The 7812-nt window shown below is 62.4% G+C and carries 7 protein-coding genes; 5 read left to right on the top strand and 2 right to left on the bottom strand.

From position 1 onward, the window contains the following. Nucleotides 1-53: 53 nt before the first annotated feature. Nucleotides 54-296: an SMc00767 family acetate metabolism repressor gene (locus AC1DX0_RS27085; protein ID WP_006202762.1), complete on the bottom strand. Its 243-nt coding sequence runs from the start codon at nucleotides 294-296 to the stop codon at nucleotides 54-56. A gap of 57 nt (nucleotides 297-353) precedes the next feature. Further along, on the bottom strand, nucleotides 354-1643 hold the full coding sequence (gene aceA, locus AC1DX0_RS27080) for an isocitrate lyase (RefSeq protein ID WP_477357468.1): 1290 nt from the start codon (nucleotides 1641-1643) through the stop codon (nucleotides 354-356). 237 nt (nucleotides 1644-1880) lie between these two features. Here aceA and AC1DX0_RS27075 point away from each other — a divergent pair, with 237 nt between their 5' ends. The 5 genes from AC1DX0_RS27075 to AC1DX0_RS27055 form a co-directional block, all read left to right on the top strand. Continuing rightward, nucleotides 1881-3329 carry a helix-turn-helix domain-containing protein gene (locus tag AC1DX0_RS27075; protein WP_477223991.1) on the top strand — a complete coding sequence of 483 codons (1449 nt, stop codon included), beginning with the start codon at nucleotides 1881-1883 and terminating at the stop codon, nucleotides 3327-3329. 137 nt (nucleotides 3330-3466) lie between these two features. Then, nucleotides 3467-4420, top strand: a complete 954-nt coding sequence (locus tag AC1DX0_RS27070; protein WP_477223990.1) for a DMT family transporter — start codon at nucleotides 3467-3469, stop codon at nucleotides 4418-4420. A gap of 344 nt (nucleotides 4421-4764) precedes the next feature. After that, nucleotides 4765-5862, top strand: coding sequence for a polyamine ABC transporter substrate-binding protein (locus tag AC1DX0_RS27065; RefSeq protein ID WP_477223989.1), 1098 nt, complete (start codon nucleotides 4765-4767; stop codon nucleotides 5860-5862). Nucleotides 5863-6039: 177 nt separating this feature from the next. Further along, nucleotides 6040-7179 carry an ABC transporter ATP-binding protein gene (locus AC1DX0_RS27060; protein ID WP_477223988.1) on the top strand — a complete coding sequence of 380 codons (1140 nt, stop codon included), beginning with the start codon at nucleotides 6040-6042 and terminating at the stop codon, nucleotides 7177-7179. 9 nt (nucleotides 7180-7188) lie between these two features. After that, nucleotides 7189-7812, top strand: a 624-nt coding sequence (locus AC1DX0_RS27055) for an ABC transporter permease (RefSeq protein ID WP_477357467.1), incomplete at its 3' end; no start/stop codon positions are given.

The raw sequence follows: 7812 nt of genomic DNA, 5'->3' as shown, positions 1-7812 counted from the left end.
ATTCACCTGCGCATAGGCTGCGCAGGTGAAGGGTCGGTTGTAGCGCTTTCCGGTCAGCCATGGCTCTGCTGCGTGACGATCACCGGGATCAGCAGATCGCCCCAATTGCCGTCGCCGCCATGGTGCCTGGCCGAGCGCACGAGTTCCACCGAGACGCCCGCCTCGACCGCCTTCATCACCGACTGGTTCAGTCTGTGCAGATCATTGGCCAGCATGCGGATCGTCGCCTGCTGGTCGACGCTCATCGTCGTCGATTGTTCTTCTGCCCGTTCCTTGACACGGCTTATCGATGCCATTGGTCTTCTCCTGTGTCTGATGCCCTGTTGGGCGTTTCCTCGGTGTTTTCTGATCCGCTATTCGGCTGCCGGCTTGAACTGTGCGTGCTCGGTCGATTCATGCATGGCGGTGGTCGACGACTTGCCGCCGGTGATCGCCATCGACACGGCGTCGAAATAGCCGGTACCGACCTCGCGCTGGTGCTTGGTCGCGGTGTAGCCATTGGCCTCCGCGGCGAACTCCGCTTCCTGCAACTCGGAATAGGCCGCCATCTGCCGTGCCTTGTAGCCGCGCGCCAGTTCGAACATGCCGTAGTTGAGCTGGTGGAAGCCGGCGAGCGTGATGAACTGGAACTTGTAGCCCATGGCGCCGAGTTCCCTCTGGAATTTGGCGATCGTCGCGTCGTCGAGATTCTTCTTCCAGTTGAACGAGGGCGAGCAATTATAGGCGAGCAGCTTGCCCGGATGGTGCTTGCGCACACCCTCGGCGAACTTCCTGGCCTGTGCCAGATCGGGCTTCGAGGTCTCGCACCAGATCAGATCCGCGTAAGGCGCATAGGCGACGGCCCGCGCGATGCAAGGCTCGATGCCGTTCCTGACCTGGTAGAAGCCTTCCACCGTGCGCCCGGCAGCGTAGTCGACGAAGGGCTGGTCGCGCTCGTCGATATCGGATGTCAGAAGCTTCGCGGCTTCGGCATCGGTGCGCGCCACGACCAGCGTCGACGTGCCCATCACATCGGCTGCCAGCCGCGCCGCGTTGAGGTTGCGGATGTGCGCGGCGGTCGGGATCAGCACCTTGCCGCCGAGATGGCCGCACTTCTTTTCCGATGCCAGCTGGTCCTCATAATGGACGCCGGCGGCACCCGCCTCGATGAACGCCTTCATGATCTCGAAGGCGTTGAGCGGYCMGCCGAAGCCGGCCTCGGCRTCGGCGACGATTGGCGCGAACCAGGTGTCGACCGARAGCCCGTTGCCCTCGGAGGTCTCGATCTGGTCGGCACGCTGCAGCGTGCGGTTGATGCGCTTGACGAGTTCGGGCGCGGCATTGGCCGGATAAAGCGACTGGTCAGGATACATTGCAGACGCAGTGTTGGCGTCGGCAGCGACCTGCCAGCCCGACAGGTAGATCGCCTTCAGCCCGGCACGCACCTGCTGCATCGCCTGGTTGCCGGACATGGCGCCGAGCGCGTTGACGAAATCTTCTTCGTGGATCAGCTTCCACAGCCGGTTGGCACCCATTTCGGCCAGGCTCTGGCGTATCTGCACCGAACCGCGCAGCCGCTTCACATCCTCCGGTGAATAGGGACGTTCGATGCCGTCGAAGCGACCTTCCGGCGCCGAGGGAACGAGATTGTAAAAATCAGTCATGGGTCACTCCGAAGAATTGCTGCGCTATGTCCGGTGGCCAATCATTTGGCCCGTTGGAATGTGACTGAATTTACATTGCGGCGCGGAATGGGCCAGGTAAATCAACAAATATGCCAGGATATAAGGGAAAACCTGTGTTGTGTTTGACAGCGGGCTGCTGTAAATTTGTCATGATTGTAAAAGGCGCGGCAATGAGATTGCCGCGGATGTCGTGTAAATTCCTGTCAAGGGCAGTCGATGGCTGAGCAGAAGATTTTCGCCGGACCGCGCATCCGCCGCATCCGCAACGCCAAGGGCCTGACCCAGACGGCGATGGCCGAGGGGCTCGGCATCTCGCCGTCCTATCTCAACCTGATCGAACGCAACCAGCGGCCGCTGACGGTGCAGCTGATCCTCAAGCTGGCGTCCGTCTACAAGGTCGACCCGCACGAGCTGCAAGGCGAGGCAAGGGGGTCGGTCGCGGCCTTGAAGGAGGTTTTCACCGATCCGCTGCTGGTCGGCGAATTGCCGGGAGACCAGGAGCTGATCGAGCTTGCCGAGGCGGCGCCTAATGCTTCCGCCGCGGTGATAAAACTGTTCCGCGCCTATCGCGAGCAGGCCGAGCGGCTGTCCGACCTCAACGAACTCCTGGCGCGCGACGGGCGGGCGACGGCGCTTTCCGGCGCCCGCCTGCCGATCGACGAGGTGCATGAGACCTTCGAGCGGCGGTCGAACCATTTTACAGCACTCGAGGAAGAGGCCGAGGCGTTCACTTCTGTGCTCGATCCCGGCGACGATTTGTTCGGTGCGCTGAAGGCCTGGCTGAGGCGCGAATACGGCATCGTCGTGAAGGTGCTGCCGGTCGCCACCATGCCGAACTGGCGCCGCCGCTACGATCGCCATTCGCAGCGCCTGTTCCTGTCGGAGCGGCTGTCGCCGTTCGACCAGTTGCGCGAGGTGGCGATGGAGGCCTGCCTGATCCGCATGACGGTTGCGGTCGCCGGTCAGATCCAGGCGCTCAAGCTGAGCACCGACGAGGCCCGCCGCCTCGCCCGCTTCGAGCTCGGCCGCTATGCCGCGCATGCGCTGATGATGCCTTATCAGGCTTTTCATGCGGCTGCCGTTCGCGCCCGCTACGACATCGACGTCCTGCGCTCGCGCTTCGGCGTCTCCTTCGAGCAGGCGGCTAACCGGCTGACCATGCTGCAGCGGCAGGGCGCACTCGGCGTGCCCTTCTTCATGCTGGAGGTCGACAATGCCGGGAACCGCTTTCGCAGGGCCGGCAGCCAGGGCTTTCCGCACAGCCGCTTCGGCGGCGGCTGTCCCAAGCTGCCCGTGCATGCCGCCTTCACTCAGCCCGGCCAGATCTTCGTCGAAGCGGTGGAAATGCCCGACGGCGCCGAGTTCCTGTGTATCGCCCGCACGCTGGAAGGGCCGCAAGGCGCGTTCTCGGAGCGTCCGCGCCGCACCGCGTTGCTGCTCGGTTGCGACATCGGCTTTCGCGACGACATTGTCTACGGCGCGGCCCTGCCCGGCGCGGCGGCTGCAGGAAAGTCGGGACAAGGCACCGTCGCGGCAACGCAGGTTGGACCCGCTTGCCGGCTTTGCGAGCGCGTCGGCTGCTTGGCGCGCGCCGAACCGCCGGTGACACGCCCGCTCGGCCTCGACGAGATGGTGACGGGCCTGAGCGCCTTCGACTTCCAGTAACGCGGCAGCAAAAGGTGCCACAATCGTCGCCGGTGTCTGGATCACCCGCTGCTCAAGTCTTTGCGTTACGCGAACAGAGCAGTTTTTTGTCGTCCCTTGCGCATCGTCCCGTCCACAAAAGCTCGACAGTCGCGCCCATGACAGACGCAGCATCATCGCCCGGCCTTGTTACGTCGACAGCCTCGCCGCGCGAGGAACGCGTCGGCATGCTTTTGGTCTTCCTGTCGGCGCTGATGTGGAGTTTCGGCGGCACCATCGCCCGCTTCATCACCGTCGGTGACAGCTGGACGGTTATCTTCTGGCGCTCCGTCTGGGCCGCCGCCTTCCTGCTTTCATTCATGGCCTGGCGTGACGGCTGGCGCGGCATGCTGCGATCGTTTCGCGACATGGGCCTGCCTGGCCTTGCCGTCGGGTTCTGCTTCGCCATCGCATCGACCGCCTTCGTCGTCGCGCTCGCCTACACCACCGTCGCCAATATCCTCTTGATGCAGGCCGGCGTGCCGCTTCTGGCGGCCCTGTTGGCATGGGCGTTGTTTCGCGAGAAAGTGACTGTCATGACCTGGGTGGCGATCGCCGCCGTCATCGCCGGCGTTGCCATCATGGTGTCGGAATCGCTCGATGGCGCCGTCTCGCCCATAGGCGACGGGCTGGCGCTGCTGATCGCGTTCATGTTCTCGATCGCCACCGTCATCACAAGGCGGTTCGCCAGCGTGAGGATGACGCCGGCGACCTGCCTCGGCACGATCCTGGCTGCCGGCTTTGCCGCCTCGCAGGCGTCGACCTTCACGGTCTCGGCCAGCGACATGGGCTTTCTGTTCGCTTTCGGCGTGGTCAATCTCGGCATTGGTCTTGCCTTCTTCGCCACCGGCGCGCGGCTGATCCCGGCGGCCATCGCGGCACTGCTCGGCACGTTCGAGCCGATCCTTGGGCCGATCTGGGTCTGGCTCATCCATTCCGAGGTGCCGTCCGGGCGCACCATCATCGGCGGCGCGGTGGTGGTCACGGCGCTGCTCGTCCATATCGGGCTCGAGTTCAAGCGCCAGGCACGGCCGCAGCGGGCAGGGGTCACCGGGGTGCCATCGCCRAATTGATGCGGGCCGCTGAAGCTTTGCCATTGACAACGTTGCTGCAGCCCGGGCAGGCTGTGAGCACGGCAACAACAAGACAGGCGTATCTTGCCAAGTCTCCCTGCCGGTCCGATCGAGACCGGTCCATATTTCTGTATTTCTGTCCGCGCGGCGGCGAAAGCTTCTGACGGCACCGTGATTCCTTCCAGTCCGGGACAATTGCCCAGTCCGGGACAATTGCGCGGCCGCGGCCGGCGCGCCAATTGGCGCTTGTTGTCCCAAGGAAAGCTCAATAGTCTGAAACAAATGCCCGGCCGCGCGCCAGTCGCGACGAGCCGGCGATGGAACACTCACCAAAGGAGAATAGCATGATCCGCAAAGCGCTCTGGCTTTCGGCAACCTCGGTATTTCTGACATTGTTCACGCCCGCCGGGCACGCCGAGGACCGCGTCGTCAATGTCTTCAACTGGTCCGATTACATCGACCCGACGATCATCGACGACTTCACCAAGAAGACCGGCATCAAGGTCGTCTACGACACGTTCGATTCCAACGAGATCCTCGAAACCAAATTGCTCGCCGGCGGCAGCGGCTATGATGTCGTCGTGCCGAGCGGCAATTTCCTTGCCCGCCAGATCCAGGCCGGCGTGTTCCAGAAACTCGACAAGTCGAAACTGCCGAACATCTCCAACATGTGGGACACGGTTTCACAAAGGACCGCCAAATACGACCCCGGCAAYGARTATTCGATCAACTACATGTGGGGSACGGTCGGYATCGGCTACAACATCAAGAAGGTGCAGGCAGCRCTTGGCACYGACAAGATCGACAGCTGGGACGTGTTCTTCAATCCCGAGAGTCTCGCCAAGCTGAAGGACTGTGGCGTCTATGTGCTGGATTCTCCGGCTGACATCATTCCGGCGGCGCTGAAATATGTCGGCCTCGACCCGAACAGCACCTCGCCCGACGACATCGCCAAGGCCGAGGAAGCCCTGATGAAGGTCCGCCCCTTTATCAGGAAGTTTCATTCGTCCGAGTACATCAACGCCCTGGCCAATGGCGACATCTGCCTTGCGGTCGGCTGGTCCGGTGACGTCTTCCAGGCCCGCAATCGTGCGGTCGAGGCCAAGCAAGGTGTCGAAATCGGCTATTCCGTGCCGAAGGAAGGCGCCCAGATGTGGTTCGACCAGATGGCGATCCCGGCCGATGCGCCGCATGTCGCCGAGGCGCATGAATTCCTCAACTACATGATGACGCCGGAAGTGATCGCCAAATCGTCGAACGCCGTGCTCTACGCCAACGGCAACAAGGCGTCGCAGCAGTTCGTCGACAAGGCCCTGCTGAGCGACCCCGCCGTCTATCCGGACGATGCGACCTTGCAGAAGCTCTACACGGTCTCTCCCTATGATCCCAAGACCCAGCGCGTCATCACGCGCACCTGGACCAAGATCGTCACCGGCCAGTAGACAATTCGACACGACCCCGGCAGCCAGCTGCCGGGGTCGRTTTCTCTGCAGCAATTCCAGGAAAAGTGGGGAACGGTTTTCCGTCCGGAATTGCGTCAAAACCAGGAGATGGAGYAGTTCTGCGTTTCCGAGAAACGATGAACCGCTCCGGGGAACTACAAAGCACGGAGTGGGGATATGAAATCGCTTGGCAGCATCCGCAGGGATTTCGCGCCATGGAACGACCCGAACGCCAAGCCATACATCCAGTTCGAAAACGTCACCAAGAAGTTCGGTGACTTCACCGCCGTCAACAATTTGTCGCTGACCATCTTCGAGCGCGAGTTCTTCGCCCTGCTCGGCGCCTCGGGTTGCGGAAAGTCGACGCTGCTGAGGATGCTTGCCGGCTTCGAGGAACCGACGGCCGGTCGCATCCTGCTCGATGGCCAGGATCTGCGCGGCATCCCGCCCTATCGCCGGCCCGTCAACATGATGTTCCAGTCCTATGCCCTGTTCCCGCATATGACGGTGGAGAAGAACATCGCCTTTGGCCTCAAGCAGGAAGGCATGCCCGCGGCCGATATCGAAAAGCGCGTCGCCGAGATGCTGAAGCTGGTCAAGCTCGAGCAGTTCGCCAAGCGCAAGCCGCACCAGCTTTCCGGCGGCCAGCGCCAGCGCGTCGCGCTTGCCCGTTCGGTCGCCAAGCGGCCGAAGGTGCTGCTGCTCGACGAGCCGCTCGGCGCTCTCGACAAGAAGTTGCGCGAGGAAACCCAGTTCGAACTGATGGACCTGCAGCAGAACCTCGGCCTCACCTTCGTCGTCGTCACCCACGACCAGGAAGAGGCTATGACCATGGCCGATCGTATAGCCATCATCGACAAGGGCGAGGTCATGCAGGTCGCTACACCCGCCGAAGTCTACGAAGCGCCGACCTCGCGCTTCGTCGCCCATTTCGTCGGCAATGTGAACATGTTCGAAGGCAAGGTCGCCGAGCGCACGGCAAACACGACGCGCATCACCGGTACGACAGGTGCCCAGATCGTCGTCGAAAACAGCGCCGGTACCGCGGCTGGTTCCGACATCGTCTTCGCCATCAGGCCGGAGAAGATCAAGGTCTCGTCGAAGAAGCCAGCCGATGCCGTCAACGCGCTGGAAGGCGAGGTCTATGACGTTGCTTATCTCGGCGACATGACCGTCTACCACATCAGGCTGGATGACGGGCAGATCATCAGGGCAAGCGCCTTGAACGCGGCGCGCGTGACCGAGGATCCTCTGACCTGGAATGACCGCGCCTGGGTGTCCTTCCGGCCCGACGCCGGCGTCGTGCTGGCACGGTAGGGGGAGGATATGTCCAACATCGCCGTCACCGATGCCGCCGCCCCATCGACCGTCGCCAAGCCGTTCCTGACGCGCCTGGGTGCCGGCTTCGTCAACCGGCTCGTCATCATCGTCCCCTACCTCTGGCTGCTGTTCTTCTTTCTCATCCCCTTCGTCATCGTCTTCAAGATTTCATTGTCGCAGACGGCGATCGCCATGCCGCCCTACACGCCGGTGCTCGATTTCAGGGACGGCGTCTCCGGCTTCTTCGCCGGCTTCCGCAACCTCAACTTCGATAATTATGTCTGGCTGACGCAGGACTCGCTCTATTTCAAGGCCTATGTGACGAGCGTCATCATTGCCGCCGTCTCGACCGTCCTGACGCTGATCGTCGGCTACCCGATCGCCTATGGCATGTCACGTGCGCCGGCCACCATCCGCCCTACATTGCTGATGTTGGTCATCCTGCCGTTCTGGACTTCGTTCCTGATCCGCGTCTATGCCTGGATCGGCATCCTCAAGCCCGAGGGCCTGCTCAACCAGCTGCTCTTGTCGCTGCACATCATCAACCAGCCTCTGGTCATCCTCAACACCTACACGGCGATCTTCATCGGCATCGTCTATTCCTATCTGCCGTTCATGGTGCTGCCGCTC

It is taken from the genome of Mesorhizobium sp. P3_A9 (assembly GCF_056402975.1).
This window is presented reverse-complemented; position numbering and strand designations above follow the sequence as displayed.

Excerpts from the sequence above, each read along its gene's own strand:
- AC1DX0_RS27060 (WP_477223988.1), top strand. The coding sequence starts at position 6,040 with ATGAAATCGCTTGGCAGCATCCGCAGGGATTTCGCGCCATGGAACGAC.
- AC1DX0_RS27085 (WP_006202762.1), bottom strand. The coding sequence starts at position 296 with ATGGCATCGATAAGCCGTGTCAAGGAACGGGCAGAAGAACAATCGACG.
- AC1DX0_RS27075 (WP_477223991.1), top strand. The coding sequence starts at position 1,881 with ATGGCTGAGCAGAAGATTTTCGCCGGACCGCGCATCCGCCGCATCCGC.